24 protein-coding genes are annotated in these 23737 nt (G+C 37.3%); 16 read left to right on the top strand and 8 right to left on the bottom strand.

What is annotated here, in order from left to right; translation table 11 throughout:
* The first annotated feature begins 164 nt into the window (after positions 1-164).
* Positions 165-773, top strand: a complete 609-nt coding sequence (locus GN157_RS08325) for an acyloxyacyl hydrolase (RefSeq protein WP_157482856.1) — start codon at positions 165-167, stop codon at positions 771-773.
* A gap of 35 nt (positions 774-808) precedes the next feature.
* On the opposite strand, the gene GN157_RS08320 is transcribed toward GN157_RS08325, so the two are convergent.
* Positions 809-1693, bottom strand: coding sequence for a T9SS type A sorting domain-containing protein (locus GN157_RS08320; RefSeq protein WP_157482854.1), 885 nt, complete (start codon positions 1691-1693; stop codon positions 809-811).
* 276 nt (positions 1694-1969) lie between these two features.
* Between GN157_RS08320 and hpt the strand changes: the two genes are divergently transcribed.
* From hpt to GN157_RS08290, 7 genes are all read left to right on the top strand, one after another.
* Complete coding sequence (gene hpt, locus GN157_RS17930) at positions 1970-2497, top strand: hypoxanthine phosphoribosyltransferase (RefSeq protein ID WP_317163526.1); 528 nt, start codon at positions 1970-1972, stop codon at positions 2495-2497.
* An 18-nt stretch (positions 2498-2515) separates the two neighbouring features.
* Positions 2516-3088 (top strand): adenylate kinase, encoded by a 573-nt coding sequence (locus tag GN157_RS17925; protein ID WP_035129706.1) that lies wholly within the window; start codon positions 2516-2518, stop codon positions 3086-3088.
* Between the two features lie 15 nt (positions 3089-3103).
* Positions 3104-4384: a hemolysin family protein gene (locus GN157_RS08310; protein WP_157482852.1), complete on the top strand. Its 1281-nt coding sequence runs from the start codon at positions 3104-3106 to the stop codon at positions 4382-4384.
* A gap of 83 nt (positions 4385-4467) precedes the next feature.
* Positions 4468-5469: a GTPase ObgE gene (gene obgE, locus GN157_RS08305; protein WP_157482850.1), complete on the top strand. Its 1002-nt coding sequence runs from the start codon at positions 4468-4470 to the stop codon at positions 5467-5469.
* Between the two features lie 891 nt (positions 5470-6360).
* Positions 6361-8505: a S46 family peptidase gene (locus GN157_RS08300; protein ID WP_157482848.1), complete on the top strand. Its 2145-nt coding sequence runs from the start codon at positions 6361-6363 to the stop codon at positions 8503-8505.
* Positions 8506-8689: 184 nt separating this feature from the next.
* Positions 8690-10048, top strand: a complete 1359-nt coding sequence (locus GN157_RS08295; RefSeq protein ID WP_157482846.1) for a UDP-N-acetylmuramate--L-alanine ligase — start codon at positions 8690-8692, stop codon at positions 10046-10048.
* Positions 10049-10115: 67 nt separating this feature from the next.
* Positions 10116-10736: a hypothetical protein gene (locus tag GN157_RS08290; protein WP_157482845.1), complete on the top strand. Its 621-nt coding sequence runs from the start codon at positions 10116-10118 to the stop codon at positions 10734-10736.
* Positions 10737-10748: 12 nt separating this feature from the next.
* On the opposite strand, the gene GN157_RS08285 is transcribed toward GN157_RS08290, so the two are convergent.
* Positions 10749-11333, bottom strand: coding sequence for a DUF1287 domain-containing protein (locus GN157_RS08285; protein WP_157482843.1), 585 nt, complete (start codon positions 11331-11333; stop codon positions 10749-10751).
* Positions 11334-11419: 86 nt separating this feature from the next.
* Between GN157_RS08285 and radC the strand changes: the two genes are divergently transcribed.
* A complete protein-coding gene (radC, locus tag GN157_RS08280; protein ID WP_157482841.1) occupies positions 11420-12118 on the top strand; it encodes a RadC family protein in 699 nt (232 codons plus the stop codon).
* A gap of 15 nt (positions 12119-12133) precedes the next feature.
* Here the strand turns inward: radC and GN157_RS08275 are convergent, their stop codons facing one another.
* Positions 12134-12688 (bottom strand): hypothetical protein, encoded by a 555-nt coding sequence (locus tag GN157_RS08275; protein ID WP_197429420.1) that lies wholly within the window; start codon positions 12686-12688, stop codon positions 12134-12136.
* Between the two features lie 462 nt (positions 12689-13150).
* On the opposite strand from GN157_RS08275, the gene GN157_RS08270 reads away from it, so the two are divergent.
* Genes GN157_RS08270 through GN157_RS08245 form a run of 5 tightly spaced genes read left to right on the top strand, consistent with a single transcriptional unit; the run spans position 13151 to position 17065 of the window.
* The gene (locus GN157_RS08270) at positions 13151-13783 is read left to right on the top strand and encodes an ABC transporter ATP-binding protein (RefSeq protein WP_231749095.1); all 633 of its coding nucleotides are present in this window, start codon (positions 13151-13153) and stop codon (positions 13781-13783) included.
* The gene (locus tag GN157_RS17920) at positions 13780-15162 is read left to right on the top strand and encodes an ABC transporter permease (protein ID WP_231749094.1); all 1383 of its coding nucleotides are present in this window, start codon (positions 13780-13782) and stop codon (positions 15160-15162) included. The genes GN157_RS08270 and GN157_RS17920 overlap by 4 nt, the downstream gene beginning before the upstream one ends.
* A complete protein-coding gene (locus tag GN157_RS08255; RefSeq protein WP_157482838.1) occupies positions 15155-15661 on the top strand; it encodes a hypothetical protein in 507 nt (168 codons plus the stop codon). Before GN157_RS17920 ends, GN157_RS08255 begins: the two co-directional genes overlap by 8 nt.
* Before the next feature lie 7 nt (positions 15662-15668).
* Positions 15669-16352: a YjjG family noncanonical pyrimidine nucleotidase gene (locus GN157_RS08250; RefSeq protein WP_157482836.1), complete on the top strand. Its 684-nt coding sequence runs from the start codon at positions 15669-15671 to the stop codon at positions 16350-16352.
* A gap of 2 nt (positions 16353-16354) precedes the next feature.
* Positions 16355-17065 (top strand): hypothetical protein, encoded by a 711-nt coding sequence (locus tag GN157_RS08245; RefSeq protein WP_157482835.1) that lies wholly within the window; start codon positions 16355-16357, stop codon positions 17063-17065.
* Positions 17066-17067: 2 nt separating this feature from the next.
* Here the strand turns inward: GN157_RS08245 and GN157_RS08240 are convergent, their stop codons facing one another.
* Entirely contained in the window at positions 17068-18345 is a 1278-nt protein-coding gene (locus tag GN157_RS08240) for a replication-associated recombination protein A (RefSeq protein ID WP_157482833.1), read from the bottom strand.
* A 109-nt stretch (positions 18346-18454) separates the two neighbouring features.
* Here GN157_RS08240 and GN157_RS08235 point away from each other — a divergent pair, with 109 nt between their 5' ends.
* Positions 18455-19288, top strand: coding sequence for a hypothetical protein (locus tag GN157_RS08235; RefSeq protein ID WP_157482831.1), 834 nt, complete (start codon positions 18455-18457; stop codon positions 19286-19288).
* A gap of 55 nt (positions 19289-19343) precedes the next feature.
* Positions 19344-20207 (top strand): rhomboid family intramembrane serine protease, encoded by an 864-nt coding sequence (locus GN157_RS08230; RefSeq protein ID WP_157482829.1) that lies wholly within the window; start codon positions 19344-19346, stop codon positions 20205-20207.
* Here the strand turns inward: GN157_RS08230 and rlmB are convergent.
* The 4 genes from rlmB to GN157_RS08210 form a co-directional block, all read right to left on the bottom strand.
* The gene (rlmB, locus tag GN157_RS08225) at positions 20204-20938 is read right to left on the bottom strand and encodes a 23S rRNA (guanosine(2251)-2'-O)-methyltransferase RlmB (protein ID WP_157482974.1); all 735 of its coding nucleotides are present in this window, start codon (positions 20936-20938) and stop codon (positions 20204-20206) included. The genes GN157_RS08230 and rlmB overlap by 4 nt on opposite strands.
* 61 nt (positions 20939-20999) lie before the next feature.
* Positions 21000-21506, bottom strand: a complete 507-nt coding sequence (locus GN157_RS08220; RefSeq protein WP_157482827.1) for a lipid-binding protein — start codon at positions 21504-21506, stop codon at positions 21000-21002.
* A gap of 11 nt (positions 21507-21517) precedes the next feature.
* Entirely contained in the window at positions 21518-22168 is a 651-nt protein-coding gene (locus GN157_RS08215; protein WP_157482825.1) for a DUF5011 domain-containing protein, read from the bottom strand.
* Between the two features lie 18 nt (positions 22169-22186).
* Positions 22187-23728: a SusD/RagB family nutrient-binding outer membrane lipoprotein gene (locus tag GN157_RS08210; RefSeq protein ID WP_157482823.1), complete on the bottom strand. Its 1542-nt coding sequence runs from the start codon at positions 23726-23728 to the stop codon at positions 22187-22189.
* Positions 23729-23737 lie beyond the last annotated feature (9 nt).

The raw sequence follows: 23737 nt of genomic DNA, 5'->3' as shown, positions 1-23737 counted from the left end.
AGTAAAATTACTTTTCAGTACTTATTTAACTATTGTTAAAGCCCGGACAAAGTGTGACATTTTTATTTATTAGTGTGACGTTTAAAGTTTATTGTTTTGATAATCAGTTTTTTTTGGGTTTTTGTATAATTTTGGAGTACCAAAAAACCAGTTAAAATTTAAATATGTTCAGATTATTAATGTTATTATGTATTACAGGGGCTTTTGCTCAGGATGTACACAAAAATCAGCAGTTTTATGTAGGAGGCTGTTATGGCTTCGGTAATGAATTTGGTAATAGTAACTATTCTTTTAGTAACAGCTATGTACAAATTCAGTTTTATTACTCTTTTAACCCTTCAAAAAAATGGGAGTACCTTGTGGCTTTCCAGCCCGAAATCAATTTTGCCAAACACCAGTTGCTTAATCCTTATTTTGTAACACCCGATGAACCGGATTATGAACAGAAACGGAGAGAGTTTACACAGTTGAAAAATTTAAATCAGTATGCTTTTAATGTGGCTTTTTTTGCGAAGTATAATTTTTCTAAAAGTATTTCGGCTTATGCAATGTTAAATGTAGGGCCTTCAATTAGTACGAAGGAGACCGAAAGGCTTACTCGTGGTTTTACATTTAATGATGTGTTGGGGGTAGGAGTGGCTTATAATACGGGGAGTGTAATATTTGATGTAAGGCCTAATGTAAGACATGTGTCAAATGCAGGGCTTAACGAATCAAACGCAGGGTTTAATACTTTAAATATATCATTTGGATTTATTGTCCCAATAGGATAAGGCGGATGTAAATTCCGCCTTATTTTTTTACTTTCTTACTTTTTAATAAACAGTTTGGAAATGTAGTTTCCGTTACCTGCAATTTTTATGATGTAAGTTCCGGCGGTAAGCTCTGTTGTGCTAATATTGCTAGTTTGTGAAAGCGTACCGTTAAGTAATGTTTTACCGGTAAGGTCGGTAATAGTGTATTCTTCTAATCCGGAATCTTCAGGTAAATTTACGTTTAGGTGGTTTGTGCTGGGGTTGGGATAGATATTAACAGCGTTGATGTCAATTTTTGAAGCTGTGCTTTTAAGTTCTATTCCAGGGTTACGACCACATTTTATTAAGGTTACATTGATCCCAACTCCCGGTGCTTCTATGTGGTCAGGACACATAGTTGGTGCAGCCTGTACAGTGTACGTTCCTGATTGTGTAATAGCGTATGACGGACTGTTAGCGCCAAGAATGGGTTGCCCGTTTCTAAACCACTGGATATTCGCGGTAAAAGGAGGACTGTTTATTTTTAATACAAAACTGCTGCCGGCACATAAATAATAAGTGCCTTTACTACCATCATAATAAACATCTTTTGAGGGCTCGTAAGTTAAATACATTGGGATCCACATGTGAGTGGCAATAAAAAGAGTGTTTGATTCATAATGTACTCCGTTTAGTTTTGTTTCCAGTTTAATTTCAGATAAATCGTAATAATACCAGTCGTAAGTAAAAGATGCCTGTGTGGCTCCGGGAATGGCTTCAAAAGTGTCACTGTAATAGCCCTTTTTATACCATTGATAAGCTTCGTAAACTGTAGAATTTGCTACTTGTGCAGTACCATCGGTGTTGGGGCATAACATAGTGTCACCTTCAATAGTGAGTTCCTGTCCTGATGCTAATCCGCATATCAGGAACAGTGAAAAAAGTAATAATTTTTTCATAATGAATAATTGGTATTTAATTGGTTTAGCTTTTAAGATAATAAAGCAATATGGGGTAGCAGGTCATTTTAAGATTTTTTTCACTAAAAAACTACAGGTTAATTAAATCTTAAATTTTTGATATTCAGTATATAGATTAGAAAAGAGGTTTAGTTATTGATTCCTCGGACAAAATCCGGAAATATTTGTATAATTTATTACAAAATAATACGGTATATAAATGAGGCAAATTCCTAATTAGTATATTTGCAAATTATATCAAACCTGTTAGTAAGCGTGATACAGCTTCATGATAAACAATTTGTACCCTTTATATCTGCTGCCGAAATTGATAAAACAATAGCCGGAATGGCGCAGCAAATAGAGGCTGATACCAATAATGAGGTTCCTGTTTTTGTAGGGGTGCTTAACGGTGCCTTTATGTTTTTAAGTGACCTTATGAAGCATTATAAAAAGCCTTGTGAGGTAAGTTTTGTAAAATTGGCATCTTATGAGGGAACCCAATCTACAAATACGGTTAAGCAACTTGTAGGGCTGGATAAAAATGTGGAAGGACGCACGGTTATTATAGTGGAAGATATAGTAGATACAGGTAATACAGTAGTAGAACTTGTAAAAATGTTTGAAGGCAGGGGTGTAAAGCAATTAAAAATTGCCAGCCTGTTTTTTAAACCTGAAGCTTATAAAAAAGATATAAAGCTGGATTATACAGGCTTTTCAATCCCTAATAAGTTTATTGTAGGCTATGGTCTTGATTATGACGGACTGGGGAGAAATATACCGGAAATTTATCAACTTAAATAAATATACTAATAACATACAATGGTTAATATCGTACTATTTGGAAAACCGGGTGCAGGTAAAGGTACTCAGGCAGAATTTTTAAAAGAAAAATACAACCTAACTCATATCTCTACCGGAGACGTTTTCCGTTACAATCTTAAAAACGGAACTGAGCTTGGAAAACAGGCGCAGGTTTTTATTGATAAAGGAGAGCTTGTTCCGGATGCATTAACAATCAAAATGCTTCAGGATGAGGTAGAGAAAAATCCTGATACTAAAGGTTTTCTTTTTGACGGTTTCCCAAGAACAGTTGCACAGGCTGATGCCTTAGATGAATTCCTTAAAACAAAAGGATGGGAAGTGACTGCTACAGTTGCACTTGAGGCAGATGATGAAATACTTGTACAACGTTTACTGGAGCGTGGTAAAACCAGCGGAAGAGCAGACGACCAAGACGAGAATCTTATAAGAAACCGTTATCAGGAGTACAACGAAAAAACGGCTCCGCTTATTGAGTACTACAAAGGTCAGGGTAAATTCTTTGCCGTAAACGGTATAGGTGAAATCTCTGAGGTTACTCAAAGGCTAAGCCTTATAATAGATAAGCTGTAACTAAAAGCCTAGCGATTGGAAATAGCCATAATATTATTTTTAATACTGCTTAACGGTGTTTTTTCCATGTCGGAAATTGCACTTATATCAGCACGTAAAAACCGACTGGAAACAGCGGCAAAAAAAGGTAACTCCAGTGCACAAACTGCATTGGATCTTGCCAATTCGCCTAATAAGTTCCTTTCAACGGTACAAATTGGTATTACCCTTATTGGTATTCTTACCGGTATATATAGTGGTGACAAAGTTACCGATGATGTAGAAGCGTTTATTGTTAAGTTTGAAGCCCTTGCTCCATATGCCGATAGTATAGCTGTTGGGGTAGTGGTAGTGATACTAACATTTTTTTCGCTTATACTGGGGGAACTTTTACCTAAAAGGATAGGTCTTACATACCCTGAAAGTATAGCAAGAATGGTAGCCCTGCCTATGAAGTTTATCTCCATAATCACGGCTCCGTTTATATGGTTGCTTACTTCTTCGACCGATTTTTTAATGAAAGTGTTTAACATTCGCCCTACGGCAGATGGTAAAGTAACCGAGGAAGAAATTAAGGCAATTATTAAAGAAGGAACAGAAGGTGGTGAGGTACAGGAAATAGAACAGGATATCATGGAGCGTGTGTTTCATATAGGGGACAGGAAAGTAAATTCCCTAATGACACACAGGAAATCGGTAGCTTACCTGTCTACTCAGTCTGATAAGGAAAGTATAAAAGCTATAATGCTGGAAGAACTGCATTCGGTATATCCGGTATGTGAGGATAATCTGGACGATGTGGTTGGTGTAGTATTGCTAAAAGATATTTTTGCCAATTACGAGAAACCACAGTTCAACCTTCAGGAAATAACCAAAGAGCCGGTATACTTAATAGAGCATACATCGGCTTACAAGGCACTTGAGATATTTAAGAAAACAAAGGTGCACTATGCTTTGGTTACCGATGAATACGGAGTATTCCAGGGTATAATAACCCTGAACGATATTTTGGAAGCGCTTGTTGGTGATGCGTCCGACTTTTACCATGACGAGTTCCAGTTGGTTGAAAATAGCGACGGGACATGGACGGTTGACGGACATTATCCGCTGCATGACTTCCTTACTTATTTTGATCTTGATGAGCTTACTACCGATTATGAGGTAACAACTGTAAGTGGGCTTATAATGACCGAACTTTCATATATCCCTAAACAGGGTGAGAAACTGGCATGGAACCACTTTGAGCTGGAAGTGCTTAAAATGGATGGTGTTAAGATTGATAAGGTAAAAGTAAGATCTATTAGCAAAGAAGAATAGTCTGCGTAAATTTGCAGGCAAACAAACAATAATTGGTGACGGATTGGGTACAGCCCAGCGCCTGAAACCTGAAACATAAAGAAATGACAGAAGGGAATTTTGTAGATTACGTAAAAATATATGTTGCCTCAGGTAAAGGAGGTAAAGGGTCTACTCACCTGCACAGGGAAAAGTTTATTGAAAAAGGCGGACCCGATGGTGGTGATGGTGGTCGTGGTGGTCACGTTTATCTTGTAGGTAATAAAGGGCTGTGGACACTTTTTCACTTAAAGTTTGCAAGACACATTAAAGCCGGGCACGGAGGAGATGGCGGTAGTGCCAGAAGTACCGGTGCCGATGGTGATGATAAGTTTATTGAAGTGCCTCTGGGTACGGTTATTCGTGATAAGGAAACTAATGAGATTTTGTTTGAAATAACCGAACACGGGGAGAAACAAATAATAGCAAAAGGAGGTAAGGGAGGTTTAGGTAACTGGCACTTCCGTAGCTCTACAAACCAAACGCCGCGTTATTCACAACCTGGGTTACCAGGTGAGGAACTTGATGTTATCCTTGAGCTTAAAGTACTTGCCGATGTTGGTTTGGTAGGTTTCCCTAATGCAGGTAAGTCTACACTGTTATCGGTGCTTACATCTGCAAAACCAAAAATTGCCGATTATCCTTTTACCACATTAAAACCTAATTTAGGTATTGTGGCTTACAGGGATTATCAGTCGTTTGTAATTGCCGATATTCCGGGGATTATAGAAGGTGCTGCCGAAGGTAAAGGTCTTGGGCATTACTTTTTAAGGCATATAGAGCGTAACTCTACGTTACTTTTCTTAGTTCCGGCTGATGCCGAAGATATAAAGAAGGAGTATAATATACTTGTAGATGAGCTTAGAAGGTATAACCCTGAAATGCTTGATAAAGACAGGCTGGTAGCCATTTCAAAATGCGATATGCTGGATGATGAGCTAAAAGCCGAACTTAAAGAACAACTTGACGAAGAGCTTAAAGATGTGCCTTATATGTTTATCTCATCGGTAGCCCAACAGGGACTGGTTGAACTTAAAGATAAACTATGGAAAATGCTTAATGCATAAAGAAAGATTTAAATCTTAACGATACATAAAAGAATCCTGAGCACTATGCTCAGGATTTTTTGTTTTTAAATGTTAATGTTTTCTAAAAAAAGTAGTGTTGAGGTTTTAAGGTAGTGACAGCCATGTATATTTGGTTAATCACTAAACTAAAATGTTTGTTAATTAATGGAGGTGTTAAAAAAAATCATATCGTTTGTTTTAGATATTCTTTTTATAGGGCTGCCTGTTTTTATTATTTTTTGGTTCGCATTTGATTTTATAATCTTTAACAGATGTTTTCTTGGTAAAGAGGGGTTAAATGTTTTGTATTACGTGTTGCCCACCATAACAGGCTTGCTGTTGAGTGTAATTGTTGCAGTTTGGGTAAAAAAAATGAATAAGTATGCACAAATGGTTTTTATACTGCTGTCAGCATGTTATCAGTTTGTGTCTTTGTGGTTCACTATAACTGTGTTTTGTGACAAAAATCAAAACCTTAATTTAGATCTTAAAATTTTTGTTTGGATATCCATAGTAATTTCTTTGGGTATAGTTTCGGTTAGAAATTTTAAAAGACTTTCATTTAGAGATATTTCACTTATTAGCGTAGTTTTTTTTATTTGGATGATAGATTTTCTTTTTTTTGAGATAATAGCAGATTTTCTGTTATCACTGCTTTCTAAGGAAACGGTTAGAGGTTTATGTTAAGCCAAACACAAAGATGCAATTAAGCATCTTTTTTATTTTTAAACAGTAAGGAATCATGCGGTTTTTACGTCGTGTTTATTTTACGAAATTCTCAAAAAAGAGGTATATTCGCAGCACTAAAGCAATAAAGTTGATAATAACCGTGTAACAAAATATATAATACGGCTACTTATTGGCTAAACTTTTTAATCTTATAAAAATCAGATGAAAAAACTTATTTTGTTCCTTACCATGTCACTCATGGTAATGCCTGTAAGGGCAGATGAAGGTATGTGGTTTTTAATGTTCATTGAACGTTTAAACCACAGGGATATGCAAAAAATGGGCTTACAGTTAACTGCTGAAGAAATTTACAGCATTAACAACCACAGCCTTAAAGACGCTATTGTACAGTTTGATGGCGGATGTACTGCAGAGGTTATCTCTAAAGAAGGTTTGGTTTTAACAAACCACCACTGTGGTTATGAAGCTATTGCCGAGCTTTCAACTCCTGAGGCAAACTACCTTAGAGATGGTTACTGGGCACCAACAAGAGGCGATGAGCTTAAGCCAAAAAGCCTTTCTGTTCGTTTCTTTGTAAGAATGGACGATGTTTCTAAAAGAATCCTTTCTAAAGTTAACGACAGTATGACTGAAGAAGAGAGACAAAAAGCAATTCAGCAGGAAAGTGCTCTAATTGAAAAAGAAAACAGCGAAGGCGGGAAATATGTTGTTTCTGTTCGTTCGTTCTTTGAAGGTAATGAGTACTACTACTTCGTTTACCAGGATTACAACGACGTTCGTCTTGTAGGTACTCCACCGGAGAGCATTGGTAAATTTGGTGGCGATACAGATAACTGGGAGTGGCCACGTCACACAGGTGATTTCTCTATGTTCCGTATTTATGCAGATGCAAACGGTAACCCGGCAGAGTATTCTCCAAACAACGTTCCGTTAACTCCTAAGCATTATTTACCTGTAAGCCTTAATGGTGTTCAGGAAGATGATTTTGCTATGATATTAGGTTACCCTGGTCGTACTAACCGTTGGATGCCGGCAGCCGGTATTGAGCAAAATGTAAAATATGCTTACCCTGCATGGGTAGAGTCGTCTAAACTGGGTATGGACAGAATGAAGGTTTATATGGATCAAAGCGATGCAGTTCGTCTTGACTATGCTTCAAAATATGCTCAGGTAGCAAACTACTGGAAAAACCGTCAGGGTATGATTGACGCCCTTACAAAACATAAAACTGCCGAAACTAAAGCTAAAGGTGAGGCTAAGTTCAACAAATGGGCTAACAAAAAAGCGAATAAAGACAAGTATGGTGATGTTATTGCTAACATAAACGCATACTATGCTAAGACAAACGAAAAAGCACGTCAGGACAATTACCTTATCGGGCTTTTAAGAACAAGTACTTTTGCTGTATTACCATACAGAGTAGGTGGTGCACTTATGCAGTATGCATCGGCAGGTGAAGCTCAAAGGGCTCAGGTACTACCAAGAATAGAAGAGTTTGTTGCAGAAGAGTATAAAACATTATACATGCCTCTTGAAAAAGATGTGCTTGCTGCTCAGCTTCATTTATATGCTACAAAATCTACAGGATATGATGTAGCTCCGCTTGTAGCTCAATTAGGTAAAGAAAACAACTTTGATTATACTGCTTATGTAAACAACGCATTTGAGAACAGTATATTCAGATCTAAAGAAAGCGTTGAGGAATTCCTTAAAAATCCAAATGCCGAGGCACTTCAAAATGATCCTCTATTCTTACTTTCTAACGACATCCTAACTCAATACAGAGCGGTACCGGATGATATTACTGCTCTTCAGGACAGTTATTCTAAATCTTTCCGTTTAATGGTACAGGGTATGAGAGAAGCTAACCCGAAAGTAAAATACTATCCGGATGCTAACAGTACACTACGTTTAACTTATGGTAAAGTAAGAACTCTTCCTAAAGACAGTCGTAATGATGCTGCTAAAAATTACTACACTACAATGAAAGGTGAAGTGGCTAAATACAAGCCAAATGATCCTGAATTTGACCTGCCTAAAAAACTTATTGAAATGTATGAGGCTAAAGACTTTGGTCGTTATGCAGATAAAGCAGGTTATATGCCGGTAAACTTCCTTACTGATAACGATATTACAGGTGGTAACTCTGGTTCTCCTGTGTTAAACGGTAAAGGTGAGCTTATTGGTCTTGCTTTTGATGGTAACATTGAGGCAATGGCTGGTGACGTAATATTTGATAAAGAACTTCAAAGAACTATTAACGTAGATATTCGTTATGTACTTTGGGTAATCGACAAGTTCTCTGGAGCTAAGCACATTGTAGACGAAATGACTATTGCAGAATAATTTAATTATTATTTGTTCAAATAAAAAACGCCTCCCATATGGGAGGCGTTTTTGTTTTATAAGGGTTTTTATATAGTCAATATCTTGTTGTGCTATGATTTTATTACTTTTGGTATTTAATACTATGGAGCATTATTTTCCCTGTAAGGTTGGGAAGCTTATATAAAAAATAATTTAAAATTAAATGCGTACACATTTTATAGCAATAGGGGGGAGCGCTATGCATAACCTTGCACTGGCACTTCACGAAAAAGGATATGTGGTAACCGGCAGTGATGATGCCATTTTTGAACCATCGCGTACAAGGCTTGAAAATAAAGGGCTTTTGCCTCAGCAAATGGGATGGTTTCCTGAAAAGCTTACTGCCGATATTGATGCCGTAATTTTGGGGATGCATGCCAAAGCCGATAATCCGGAGTTGTTAAAAGCGCAGGAACTGGGACTTAAAATATATTCGTACCCCGAGTTTTTATATGAGCAGTCTAAAAACAAAACCCGTGTTGTTATAGGTGGTTCTCATGGAAAAACCACAATAACCAGTATGATTCTTCATGTAATGAACTACCATGATATAGAGGTAGATTATATGGTAGGTGCCCAACTGGAAGGTTTTGATACAATGGTGCATTTAACCGAAGAAAACGATTTTATAGTACTGGAAGGCGATGAGTACCTTTCGTCACCTATAGACAGGAGACCTAAGTTTCACCTGTACCAGCCTAATATTGCACTTATAAGCGGTATTGCCTGGGATCATATTAATGTATTTCCAACCTATGAGAACTATGTAGAGCAGTTTGAAATTTTTATTGAAAAAATTACCAACGGTGGTATACTGGTTTATAATGAAAACGACCCTGAAGTTAAGCGTGTAGCCGAAGCTGCTTCAAACCCAATTAGAAAACTGCCATACCATACTCCGGACTATTCGGTTGAAGATGGTGTGACATATCTTGAAACTCCCGAAGGTGCTATGCCTATTGAGGTGTTTGGAGAGCACAATCTAAATAATCTTGCCGGTGCTAAGTGGATATGCCAGAATATGGGAGTAGATGAAGCCGATTTTTATGAGGCTATAGCTACTTTTAAAGGGGCGAGTAAGCGACTGGAGAAAATAGCCGAGAACGGTAAAAATGTTGCTTATAAAGATTTTGCTCATTCGCCAAGTAAGGTGGCTGCTACTACAAAAGCGGTTAAGGATCAGTACCCTGACAGGAAGCTTATTGCCTGCCTTGAGCTGCATACTTACAGCAGTCTTAATGCCGAGTTTTTAAAAGAGTATGAAGGTGCTTTAGATAAGGCCGATGTGGCTGTGGTTTTCTACTCACCGGAGGCTGTGAAAATAAAACAGCTTCAAGAGGTTACCTACGAGCAGATAGCGAAAGCTTTTAATAGGGAAGACCTTATTATTTATACCAACCCGGAGGCTTTTAAAGAGTATTTATTTCACTTGAAATATGATACCGAAGGCGTAGCATTGCTACTTATGAGTAGCGGTAACTATGGCGGACTTAATTTTAACGATGTGAAAACACTTATTTAATTTTTTTTAAGCAATATAATAAAGTTTTTGTAGTTAATAATTTACAAAATAAACCAATTAAATTGCTATGAAAAAAATTTTAAGTATTATGGCTTTGGCAGCCATAACTATGTCATGTTCTGATGACGAAAGTAATTCTGAACCAGAATTTTTTAACCTTAATCAGGGTAGTGTTTGGGTCTATAAAAAGTACCGTATAAACAATGAAGGTGTTGAAGCCTTTGAAGAAAAAATAGATAGTGTAACTGTTTCAGGAACGCAAATGTTTGACGGAGAAATTTACTCAAGACTTGTGCATAAAGAGTATTCCGGGACAAATCTTGTTGATGAGCATGATGAGTTTTTACGTGTAAACGAAAACGGTTCACTTGTAAATGAAATCGGCTACATAATTCATTCTGGTGAACGTAATTATACTTTTAGTTATGACAGGATAGGAGAGACTGAACTAAACGGGGAAATGAGTTATAGTTTGCAAGAGGTTAAAGATGTGGTTGTTGAAGGGCAAAATTATACTGTGTATCCTTATGTAGGTGTTTTTGACCATTTTTATGATGACTATCTTGATGGTGTAGCTACCTTTTATTATTTTCAAAAAGGTATAGGTAAGATTGTTCAGCACGGCAGATATATGTCGTCACCTATCGCAGCCGAAGAATACAGGCTTATTAGTTATGATTTAAAATAAAAAAAGAGGGACTTAATGTCCCTCTTTTTTGTACCGGTAGTGCCCGCTTACAGAATAGTCAAAGAGGCAGTCTTCTAAAACTTGTCCGCTGCCTATATTGTGTACAATCATATAATTGCCTGATTTTCCTTTTTTGTTTACTACAATCCCAATGTGGGGTAGGTTGCCATTCAGCATCCAGGTAACAAGGTCGCCCGGTTTGTAATCACTTCCCTTTTTTGTTACGGTTAATTTTTCTCCTTTACGGGTAAAAAAGGTTTGAAGGTTAGGTACCCTACGGTGGTCAATATTAGTATCTGTAGATTTTAGCCCCCACGACTTAGGGTATTTTGAGAAGTTAGCCTTCATGTCCTCATGTACTTCTTTTTGCAAATCAATGTCCAGTTTACGGTAAGCGCGTATCACAACATCAGTACATACACCGGTGTGTGCAGGGACATCGCCGTTAGGATATTTGATTTTTACATAAGAAGGGTCATACCTTACATAGTCTTCGGTAAGGGTAATTGCAGCATCCGAAAGGCGTTCGTAGAAGTCTTTTTCTACATCTGCCTTAAAAATGGAACCGATAAGGAATAATAGTAAAAGTTGCTTCATTAATAAGGTGTTTAGTAGGTTAACGTAATATTTTTATAAAATAGTATGTAGTTTTTAATTAAATTCGTAAACCTTACTTTAATAAAATGGAAGAAACCACAGGAAGCTTCTCAATAAAATATTGGGCAGAAGACGATAAACCACGAGAAAAACTAATACTTAAAGGTAAAACAGCTCTTAGTGATGCCGAACTCATAGCTATACTTATCGGGTCGGGCAGCCGCAATGAAAGTGCTGTTGAACTCAGTAAACGTATCTTAAAAAGTGTCGATAATAATCTTAATGCTCTCGGAAAACTATCGGTTAAACAATTAATGACCTTTAAGGGAATTGGGGAAGCAAAAGCGGTTACTATAGCTGCTGCTGCCGAACTGGGACGAAGGAGAAGGGAGGAAGATACAGTCGACCTGAAAAAGGTAACATCCAGTAAAGCGGTTTACGAAATCATGCAGCCACTTATAGGCGAATTACCACATGAGGAGTTTTGGGTATTGTACCTTAATAATTCTAATAAAGTAATATACAAATCCCAGCTAAGTAAAGGTGGTATAACAGGCACTATAGTAGATGTTCGTTTGGCATTTAAACTGGCACTGGAACATAATGCTACAGGAATGATATTGGTACACAATCATCCTTCGGGAGCATTACAGGCTAGTGAGCCCGACAGGCAAATAACTAAACAAATGCAGCAGGCAGGGCAAAGTCTTAGTATAAATATCCTGGATCATGTTATAGTAACCGAGAAAGCCTATCTCAGTTTTGCCGATGAAGGGATGTTGTAACTGATTGTTTTGGGTTTAACGTATTTCAAAATGTATGTGGTCGTCATGTCTTATAGCATGGCATCCGTGAAATTTTATCTTGTTTGAGGTTAATTCCATTCGTGCTTTTAAATGGGGTTCTATAAAAATTTTATCTGTAGCTGTTTCTTTCGCTATGATATTTATAAGCGCCCTGTTTCTTTTCTCGTCAAAAGTAAATTTACCTGCATTTCCCTGCGGAACAATTTTATGTAATATACTGTAATGCCAATATCCTTTCTCGGTACAGGTTTGAGGAATGTTGGTTTCGTCTCCTTTTGGTTTTTCATATACACCATAACCTATAAAGGAAGGGGCTGTTTTGTTTACTTCCTTTCCTGTGTTGTCTTTGTAAAGAAAAGCTAAATCCAGTTTCTTTCCGTCATTATGGCTTAAGTGTGGCAGCAAAGGGTAACCGTTATAAAAAGGGAAGTTGGCGTCTAAATAGGAAATAACTGTATTTGGATATTCCTTATTCATTTTTTCAGATATACTTTCAATGCTTTTTTTTAATTGAGGAGTTACATAATTTCTGTTTAGTAAGCATGTCATTATATTTAAAGGCTTAACGCTGTTGTTTGAAAACACAGGTAGAGCTACCCTGCCGAAAACCTTGGCTAAAGGTGGAGTGATAACAAAAGATACAAATGAGTAAAGAACTAAAAATCGCAAAAGGAAAGATATTTTTGAATTTATCTTTTTTAAAAATTTTGGATTTATTAATAATGCAATGATATATACAATTCCTCCTGTTTGGGTAAGTATAGTTAGTAAAGCAATTATTGTAATATGGAAGCAGGCTTTTAAGAACTTCATTTTTTTATGATGTGATTAAAGTAGGTGTTGGTTAGTCAAATATAAGTTTAAGTCTTTAAACAAATGAGCAGATTTTGTCTTGTACGATAATGTTTTTATTTAAAATTAATTTAATGCGGCGAAATAGGGTAAATGTTAGGTTAATGCCGTTTTATTATCGCCCTATTTTCGCTAACTTGCAGGGCGTCTAAATAAAGAATGATGATTACTACAAAAGATATTCGCTTTTCCTATGGTAAAGGCACCTCTTTTCAGTTTCCCAATATAGTAGCCTCAAAGGGAGACAGTTTGTTAATAACAGGAGGGTCGGGGAAAGGTAAAACTACATTACTGCATATTCTTGGAGGCTTACTAAAACCGGAATCAGGAGATGTGCTTATAGATGAAACAAACCTGTCGTCTCTTTCAGACAGGAAACTGGATCATTTTCGCGGTAAAAATATAGGGTTGGTATTACAACAGGCCTACTTTGTGGCATCACTAAGTGTACTGGAAAATGTGGTGCTGGCATCATGGCTGGCAACAGGTCATCAGGCAGCCGAAAAGGCAAAACAGCTTTTGGAACAGTTGGATCTTAAAGATCACTTACATAAACTGCCATCACAGTTAAGTATAGGTCAGCAACAAAGGGTGTCAATAGCCCGTGCGCTAATCAACGAGCCTAAATTACTGCTTGCAGACGAGCCTACTTCAAGTCTGGATGACGAAAATGCCTATAAGGTAGCCGATATGCTTTCGGGGTTGGCAAAACAATTTGGAACTGCTTTGGTAATAGTTACTCACGACCAGAGGTTAAAAGACCGTTTCCCTAATCAAATCACTTTATCATGATTACTAAAATTGCCTGGAAAAATATATGGTTCAAGCCGCTTAATACTATACTAAGTATAATATTGTTAACGGCGAGTGTAGCTATAATTACCCTGCTTATATTGCTGCAGGATCAGTTTGAGAAAAAATTCAACGATAATATAGACGGTATAGATATGGTGCTTGGTGCTCAGGGTAGCCCATTGCAGCTTATACTGTCATCGGTTTATCAGGTAGATGCACCTACCGGTAATATTGATTATGCCGAAGCTAAACAATGGATGAACCACCGCTTTGTGGAAACAGCTATACCATTAGCCTTTGGTGATAATTACCATGGATTCAGGATAGTGGGAACAACTCCCGAATATCTTACAAAGTACGGAGCAGAGTTAAGTGAAGGAAAAGTATTTGAGCATAATTTTGATGTGGTTGTGGGGAGTGCTGTGGCACAAAAAATGAACATTAAGGTTGGCGATAAGTTTTTCGGTTCTCATGGTGATTCTGAAGAAGGAGAGGTGCACGAGGATCATGCCTATATAGTAACGGGTATTGCTTCTCATACAGGGAAGGTGGTAGATAATTTAATACTATGTAATATACCTAGTGTTTGGGCGATGCACGATCATGAGCACGAACACAATCATGATGAAGAAGGAACAACAGAGGCGCATAATCATGATGACCACAATCATGACCATCATGACCACGAAGCAACCGAAGAGATGCATAATGATGAGGGACATGCTGCGGCAGAAGAGGCTCATCACCACGACGATGACCATGATCACGACCATCACGCTGAAGAAGCTCACGCCCACGACCATGTAGATGTGCCGGTAAGCGAAGAAGGAAAAGAGATTACGGCTGTATTACTTAAGTTTAAAAGTAAAATGGCAATAGTTACCTGGCCAAGGTTAATACCTCAAAACACAAAAATGCAGGGAGCACTTCCTGCTATAGAGATAAACAGGCTGTTTACACTATTTGGTATCGGGTTAGATGCTTTGCAGTATTTGGCTTATGGTATAATGCTTATATCGGGTATCAGTATCTTTATTGCTTTGTTCAATACGCTTAAAGAGAGAAAGTATGAGTTTGCTTTATTACGTGTTAACGGGGCAAGTAGGCTTCAGCTATTAATGCTGGTGCTTATAGAGAGTCTTTTACTTTGTGTAACCGGATATATTTTTGGAACGATTGTTGGACGATTGGCATTAAGCCTTATTTCGGGTTCGTCTGAAAGCGAATTTAAAATTTCGTTCAATCCCTTAGAGTTTGTGTGGGAAAAAGAGGGATATTTATTCCTGCTCACTATCTTTGTAGGGGTTTTAGCAGCGGTTATACCTGCGGTTAAGGCTTATGGTTTAAATATTTCTAAAACACTGGCAAATGCGTAAAAATTATTTAGTAGTAGCAGTTATTATGTTCTCGGGGTTAATGTTGATGTCTATGCGTACACCATCTGTAAACGCTTCGGGTTTTATAAAGCAATCAAGGGTTAAAGACAATGTAGAGGTTTTTGCAGATACACTATCGTGGAAACTTCTGGGTGAAATAAAATATGTAAAAAAGGCGAGTGATGATTATCCTGAGGGGGTAATGTTTCCGGTAGTGAATTCAACACTAAAAGCAAAAAGCAAAAAGACTATAGTGATGAGTGGTTTTATTATCCCTATAGACAACAAAGCGTATGCACTTAGTAAAAACGTTTTTGCATCTTGTTTCTTTTGTGGTCAGGCTGGACCTGAAACCATTATGGGGATTAAGTTCAAGGATCCTAATATGAGACTGAAAACCGACCAGTATGTAACACTACAGGGAACTTTTAGGTATAATGACAGTGATGTGGACGACTGGATTTATCATATTGAAAATGCCGTTATAGTAAAACAATAATCAGTTTATGAAACTTTCCGAAAAGAAAGCTGTTTTTTTTGATCTTGACCATACCCTATGGGATTTCGAGAAAAACTCAGCTCTTACTTTTGAAGCCATATTGCAAAAGCATGAGGTAGGAGTGAATATTCCTGAGTTTATAAAGTTGTATATTCCCATTAACCTTAAATACTGGAAAATGTTTCGTGATGGTCATATAGGTCAGCAGGAGCTAAGGTATAAAAGGCTAAAGGAAACTTTTGATGCTGTGGAGTACAGTATTGATGATGAACTTATAAATACCCTGTGGGAAGATTATATAGAACTACTCCCTACTTTTAACCATTTACACGATGGTGCGGTAGAAATATTGGAGTATTTAAGTGCTAAATATAGTCTTCATATAATAACAAATGGGGTACAGGAGGTAGGTAAGCTTAAAAACTCTCAAATTCATCATTATTTTGAAACAGTAACAAATTCTGAGCATGCAGGGTACAAGAAACCCGATGCCAGGATTTTTGAATATGCTTTAAAAGCAGCTAATATAGAAAAGCCTCACGGTGTTATGGTAGGTGATTGTATTGAGGCCGATGTACAGGGCGCTTTAAATTGCGGACTGGACGCTATTTATTTTAATGAAAACAAACTGGCGGTAAAAGAAGGGATATCCCAAATCAATCACCTGCTGGAGTTAAAAAACTTTCTCTAATTATGAAAAAACTTATCCTTCTTGCTTTATTAATTTTTGCTTCATCGGTTAAAGCGCAAAGTACAGATATTAGTGATTATAAATATGTGGTTATTCCTCAAATCTTTGACTTTCTTACAAAGAAAGATGAGTACAATCTTAATACTATCACTAAAATGATGTTTGAGAAAAAAGGGTTTGAAGTCTATTTTTCCGGCGAAGAACTTCCTTTTGAAGCAAAAATGGATCGCTGCAAAGTACTGTATGCTGATTTGGTTGCAAATTCTAAGTTTCTCTCTACCGGTATTACAATAGTAGTGAAAAACTGTGTAGATCAGGAAGTATTCAAATCAGACGAAGGATTAAGTAAAGAAAAAGAATTACGAAAAGCATACTATTCAGCTTTAAGAGATGCTTCTCAGTCTTTTAAAGCCTTAACCTATGAGTATAAAGGAGATAAAGCAACACCTCATGTAGCTACAAAAAAGGAAGATGGTACTTCTGTTAAAAAAAGCGATAATCAGTTGTATGCTAAGCCTACATCATATGGTTATGAACTACTTGATAAAACCGAAAAATCGGTTCTTAAAATGTATAAAACGTCACAGCCAGATTCTTACAGTGCTAAAATGGAGGATGTAACAGGAGTTGTATTCAAAAAAGATGAAAAATGGATTTTTGAATATTACCTTAATGATGAGCCTGTGACCCAGGAACTTAATATTAAGTTTTAATATTAGTAATTATACTTGTCTCTCCACCTGTTTTTAAGAAAATCACGGGTGGCATTTTCACGACTGTTATTTCCGGGTTCATAAAAAGCCGTACCTTTTATATCATCCGGTAAAAACTCCTGATCAACAAAGTTATTGTTGTAATCGTGTGCATATTTATATTCTTCGCCATAGCCCAGTTCTTTCATTAATTTGGTAGGAGCATTGCGCAAGTGTAACGGTACAGGTAAATCACCTGTTTGTTTTACTGCCTGTTGTGCTTTGCCAATAGCCATGTATGAAGCATTACTTTTTGGTGAAGTAGCAAGGTAAACAGCACACTGACTTAATATAATTCTTGATTCAGGGTAACCAATGGTTGAAACAGCCTGAAAGGTATTATTAGCCATTATTAGTGCTGTAGGGTTCGCATTGCCAATATCTTCAGATGCTGAGATAAGCATACGCCTTGCAATGAATTTTAAATCCTCACCGCCTTCAATCATTCGGGCAAGCCAGTAAACGGCACCGTTAGGATCGCTCCCTCTAATTGATTTAATAAAAGCAGAGATAATATCATAGTGCTGCTCTCCGGTTTTGTCATACATCACCGTATTTTTTTGAGCAAGATGCATAACCCTATCGTTGGTTATTATAATATCATCTCCTTCAGATGCATTAATAACCAACTCAAATGTGTTTAGGAGCTTTCTCCCGTCACCGCCCGAAAGTCTTAGTAAAGCTTCGGTTTCCCTAAGGTCTATTTTTTTCTGTTTCAGTATTTCGTCGGCTTCCATAGCTCGGTGCAATAAAGCCTCTAAATCATCTTTAGAAAAAGCATTAAGCACATATACCTGACATCTTGACAATAATGCAGGGATTACCTCAAAACTCGGATTTTCGGTAGTTGCACCTATTAATGTTACCCATCCTTTTTCTACCGCAGCTAACAGTGAATCCTGCTGTGACTTACTGAAACGATGAATCTCATCAATAAAAAGAATAGGATTTTTAGAAGTGAAAAGTCCGCCGCTTTGTTTGGCTTTTTCAATAACATCACGCACTTCCTTTACACCCGAATTAATTGCACTCAGTACATAAAAAGGTCTTTTGGATTCTTCGGACATAATTTGCGCCAGCGTAGTTTTACCCGTTCCCGGAGGGCCCCATAATATTAATGATGGGATTACTCCGCGTGCAATTTGATGGGTTAACGATCCGTTTGGACCAACTAAATGCTGCTGACTTATATACTCAGATAATTGTGTAGGGCGTATGCGTTCTGCTAAAGGTGCTTCCATGGTGTAAAATTACAGAATTGTGGTATTATGGAGAAGAGTATTAGTATACTTTTATACTACAGCTTTGTTAAGCTCGTTTTCAAATAATAAATTATACAATTACAATAATATGTCTGCTCGCCTTACGAAGATTTTTTTATTATGTATTCTTGGTTACTATCAAATCATTAATGCGCAAAAGCTTCCTTTAAAAGTTTTATCGTTAAAGGATTCTTTGGCAATTGAAAAAGTTAATGTATTTGTAGACGATAAATTTATTGGTGAGACTAATGCTCATGGTGAATTAACTGTCAAGATAAGCTTCAATAAAATCAGGCTGACACATGTATCGTATGAATTACTGGAGGTTGATAGCCTTGCGTTAAGGATGAAGTCTTTGGTTTACCTAAGACCTTCACAGTATGAGTTAAATGAAGTGGTAATAGGAAAGGAAAGAGATAAGAATTATTCTCCGGTTAATTTTGGATGGAATGATAAAGCGGCGACTTTTATACCTTTTGAAGATAAAGGAATTATAAAGAAAATTAAATTCAGGGTAAGGGATTACAGTGGTGTGAAAGGGTTAAAGTATTTACCTTTTAAAGCTAATATTTACACTGTAGGTGACGATGGAAGACCGGCAGTTCCGCTAATTGAAAATGATTTGTTAGTGGAGAATGAGAAGGGGAAAAATTGGGCTGGAGCAGATGTCACAAATTATAATATTAAAGTCCCAGAAGAAGGATTGTTTTTAGTTTTTATAATACCTGAAAGAGAATTTTATGATATTGATTTTATTCAGGCTAAAGTAGGTGTTATATCTGCTGTTCCTTTGTTGAGCCGAGCTTCGAGAACAGATGATAGATTTTCATACAGGCTTGAATATGCTTCGGATTGTGAGTGTTATATGTGGCTTTTTGAGAAACACCATTATTTCAGGATGGATGTTGAATATGTTAAGTGAAACTGACAAAATTACAGAGGTTTAATAATGGTTGTATTTTTGATTTGTAAACATCATGATTAATAACCAGCAAGACAACCAATTTAAATTTTCACCTTCTGTACTGGCATGGCCGCTTTACTTTGTATTGCTGCTATGGATAGTGTTTTGGGCTGACGGAAAGTTTCACCTTCATTTAACCGAATTTGGTATTTATCCGCGCACATTAAAGGGCTTGAGAGGGATAGTGTTTAGTCCGTTTCTGCACGGTAGTCTTGAACACTTGTATAATAACTCTATTCCGTTATTGGTGCTTATTGCCGGGTTAAGGTATTTTTACCGTAAGCAGGCGTTACAGGTTCTTGTATATGGAGTGTTGCTGTCGGGCTTTATTACTTGGTTAATAGGGAGGGAGTCCTATCATATTGGTGCAAGCGGACTCATATATGTACTGGTGAGCTTTATGTTTTTTAAAGGAATGCAAAGTGGTTATTACAGGCTGGTAGCTCTTTCGCTTTTAATTGTGATGTTTTACGGAGGTATGATTTGGTATGTATTTCCAGATATTGAAGAAGGGATATCGTGGGAAGGGCATTTAGGCGGACTTATTACCGGTATACTTTTCTCAAGAATTTATTCTACACCACAATATAAAAAACAAATTACTTACGATTGGCAAAGACCTGATTTTGATCCCAGCCAGGATCCCTTCATGAAGCGCTTTGATGAGAATGGTAATTTTGTAAACCCTCCTAAACCTGAACCTGAGGAAGAACTTACCGATGGACATGGCGAGCCGGTTACACAGGTTACACAAGGTAATCTTAGTACGGCATCACATACACACAATGCGCCGGTGTTTCGTATAGTTTATAATTATATCCCTATACCGGCCGAAGAGGAGGGGGGAGGAGATATAGAAGAAGAAAAGGCAGACTAAAGTCGCTGCCTTACTGCTTCATATAAAAAGGCGCCACAGGCAACCGATACATTTAAGGATGAAATAGTTCCAAACATAGGTAGTTTGGCTTTTTCGTCTACTATTTTTAAAACACAAGGATTGATTCCTCTGTCTTCAGATCCCATTATAATTGCTACAGGTTCATTAAAAGCTACATCATAAATGGTGCTTTCGGTTTTCTCGGTCGCTGCTATTGTTTTAATGCCCGATCCCTGTAAGTGGAAAATAGCATCCTTAATATGCTCAACCTTACATATAGGTACATTGAAAACCGCTCCTGCCGATGTTTTAACTGTATCACCATTCACTGGTGCCGATCCCTGTTTCTGGATAATAATGCCGTCAACTCCCGTACATTCGGCAGTTCGGATAATTGCTCCAAAGTTACGGGCATCAGATAATTGATCCAGTATAAGGAAAAGAGGAGTTTTACCACTTTCTAAAACAGTTTCAACAAGTGTTTCTAAATTATGGAAGCTTACAGGTGCAATAGTAGCCACAGCTCCCTGATGGTTGTTGTGTGTAAGCCTGTTTAGTTTTTCTACCGGAACATAACTAAAATTAACGCTGTTTTTCTTTATGGTTTTCATCAGTTCACGCATCAGGTCTCCCTGAGCGTCTTTCTGAATAAAAACCTTATCAACTTCCTTACCGGCATTTATGGCTTCCATAATGGCCCTTATTCCAAAAATCTGATGTTCTTTTTCCATGCTGCAAAGGTATAAAAAAACCACCCTGTTAAGGGTGGTTTTAAGAGACGAAGTTTCTCTTTTAATACTCATCTTCCAAAAAGCCGGTTCTTTTGTGTCCTGCGAAGATGATTATTGTACCCGGATCATAACTAAACTCCCCTTTAAAGTAGATACTGTCAACTACAACACCTGATTCGGTAACTGAAGCGTTTTTAAGTATCTTACCATCGGTTACATTAAAAGTACTTCCTGGGTCCACTAAATTTTCCTCATCTGTGGTGTTGAAAGTAAAGTTGTTAAGGTCTACTGCTACAGTACCCTTTATCCAGTAACCGTTTTGGTCATCATCTATAAACATTCTGCTGTCTCCAGCATTTGTGTCATAAGTTTTATGAAGTATGTGCTGTGCTAATACATCGCCCGATGCTTCATCTATTATATCTATCCACCATTCACCGTTCATTTCGATAGACGGGTTGGTTTCCATACCGTAGTCATCATAACCATCTTCGTCACAAGAAACAATCAATGTTGTAAAAAGTGTTAATAGGAAGATGTGTACTATATTTGATTTTATTTTTTTCATATTGTTCTCTTTTATCTTGTGAAATTACGAGTTGCGGTACCGTAATAAGCAGAAGCCGTAAGTACCCAGTTGAAAGAGTCTTCACTGATTATATTTCCAATATTACTTTCTACATCTATTCCTGATTCTGATGCATCTACCTGGAAAGGTACATATACATGAGTATCATCTAAGTTGTAGAATGTTACATTTAGAAGATTTTTTGAATCAGAAAGAGGTAAGCCTCCGGCATTATTACACTGATATATTCTGTCGTCAAGTCTTGTAACTGTATTAGGGTTGCCATTTCTAAAAAATGTTCCTTCAAGGTCAATTGCGCTTGGGTCAGCACTAAGTACAATTACAATTCTTCTTTGTGAGGTTGAGAATCCATCACTGTTTACTGCAGAGTAATAAACATTGTATACTCCCGGAGTACTGGTGTCTACATCTTCAGATCCTACTGTCGTAACCTCGATTTCTTGACCAGCTTCAGTAGCCGATGCTCCCTCTTCAGTGTATGTATCTCCTACAGAAAGGACTTCGGTTGAAGATCCATTCATCTCTAATAAAGGATAATAAGTAACCTTTGTAGTACCAACAGGATCTTCATATCCGCAGGAAGCCAATATGGCAAGAGATAAAATTAATCCTGCTTTTATTGTTTTATGTAATATTTTCATGACTTTAGTTTTTTGAAATTATTCTGTTTTCTGATCCCACCAAACATTATCAGTAAGGCTCGTGTGCTGAGTTATATTAGGATTTCTGTTTACTTCATCATCCGGATAGAACAATATACTAGGTATTTGTACATTCGGTAATGTTGAAATAGCAGATGGTATCCTATTTCCTGCTGAATAATCTTGTGTTCCTTCAGGTACTACTTCAGGAAATTTAGTTCTTGTTGCTTCTATATAAGATTCAATATTGTTTATATAAGGTAAAGAAGCCCACTTTTGGATTATAACCTGTCTTACTAAAGCTTCGGTATCTCCTGTAGCATCATACTCATATACGCCTCCAGCATCAGTAAGAGCCATAGCTGCAATAGTTGCTTCCTCTGCTGTAAACACAGGCACTAGGTTTTCTTCAGTATCAGTTAGATCATCATCTTTTTGAAAATACCTTGAATAAGTAAGGAAAGATTGTAGTACACCGTTGTCATATTTTTCTTTAGCTCCTGCTCCGGCAGCATAGCGTATTAAAGCTTCAGCCTGAAGGAAGTTGCTTTCTGACATAGACATTAAGAAAACAGGAGTTTTTTGCCAAACATTAGGTCTTCCGTATGCAACTGCTGTATTATTAAAGTCATTACCTGTACCCTGTGAAATTGAAGGGAAGTTTAATGGGTCTTCTCCTGCAGGTCTATAAGCTGCCTGAATTCTAATGTCACCATTGGCTTCATAAAAATCACGTAATGTGTTGCTCGCAATATTATTTACATCTCCAAGTCGGTCTATCTGAACTTCGTAGAATGGGTTTCTTTGATTTTGAGAATCTCCAAAGTTTGTAAAGGCGGCATCGGCTGTTATAAAGTTGTCATCTGCAATTAATGCATTAACAGCTGCTGAATTAGCCATTGATGTGTAAGCCATTCTAACATACATTTTTAGTTTTAATGTATTTGCAAACTGTATCCACCTTGCTACATTACCTCCGTATATCTGATCTTGCGATCCAACACCTCCGTTAACAGGATTTGCCTCATATGCAGCTACCACAGCATCTAACTCGGCCATTAAGCCTGTATAAACATCCTCACCTGAAGTTACAGCAGGTGTAATGTTGTCAATGCCCTGAAGAGCTTCAGTGTAAGGAACTCCGTCAAATAAATCTACAAGTAGTTGAAATGTATATGCTTTTAAACACGTAGCAATAACTACAGTTCCTGTATCGCCATCCTGCTCAGCTTCGTCTATAACGAATTGAAGGTCGTTAAGACATCCTGCATAAAGCTCGGTCCAAAGCCTGTCGGCATATGACGTTGTTAAGTTATATTGATCAAAAACTTCATATTGGCTGGCACTAGGGGATTGTGTATGGTACTGTGCCCAAAAACCTCCTAGGTTAGTTAATTCACCACCCAAAACAGTTACAAGGGAAGCTTCTGCTGAAGCTAAAGCCAGCCCTTTTGTTATTTGCGGAGGTGAGTTTGGATCGGTATTTATATCCAAATCATCTTCACAGGATGTAAAGACTACCACAAATGATAGTAAGAATATTTTAAATATATTTTTCATGATAATTTT

Origin of the sequence: Flavobacterium rakeshii (genome assembly GCF_009741375.1) — a bacterium.
Taxonomy (GTDB): Bacteria; Bacteroidota; Bacteroidia; order Flavobacteriales; family Flavobacteriaceae; genus Flavobacterium; species Flavobacterium rakeshii.
This window is presented reverse-complemented; position numbering and strand designations above follow the sequence as displayed.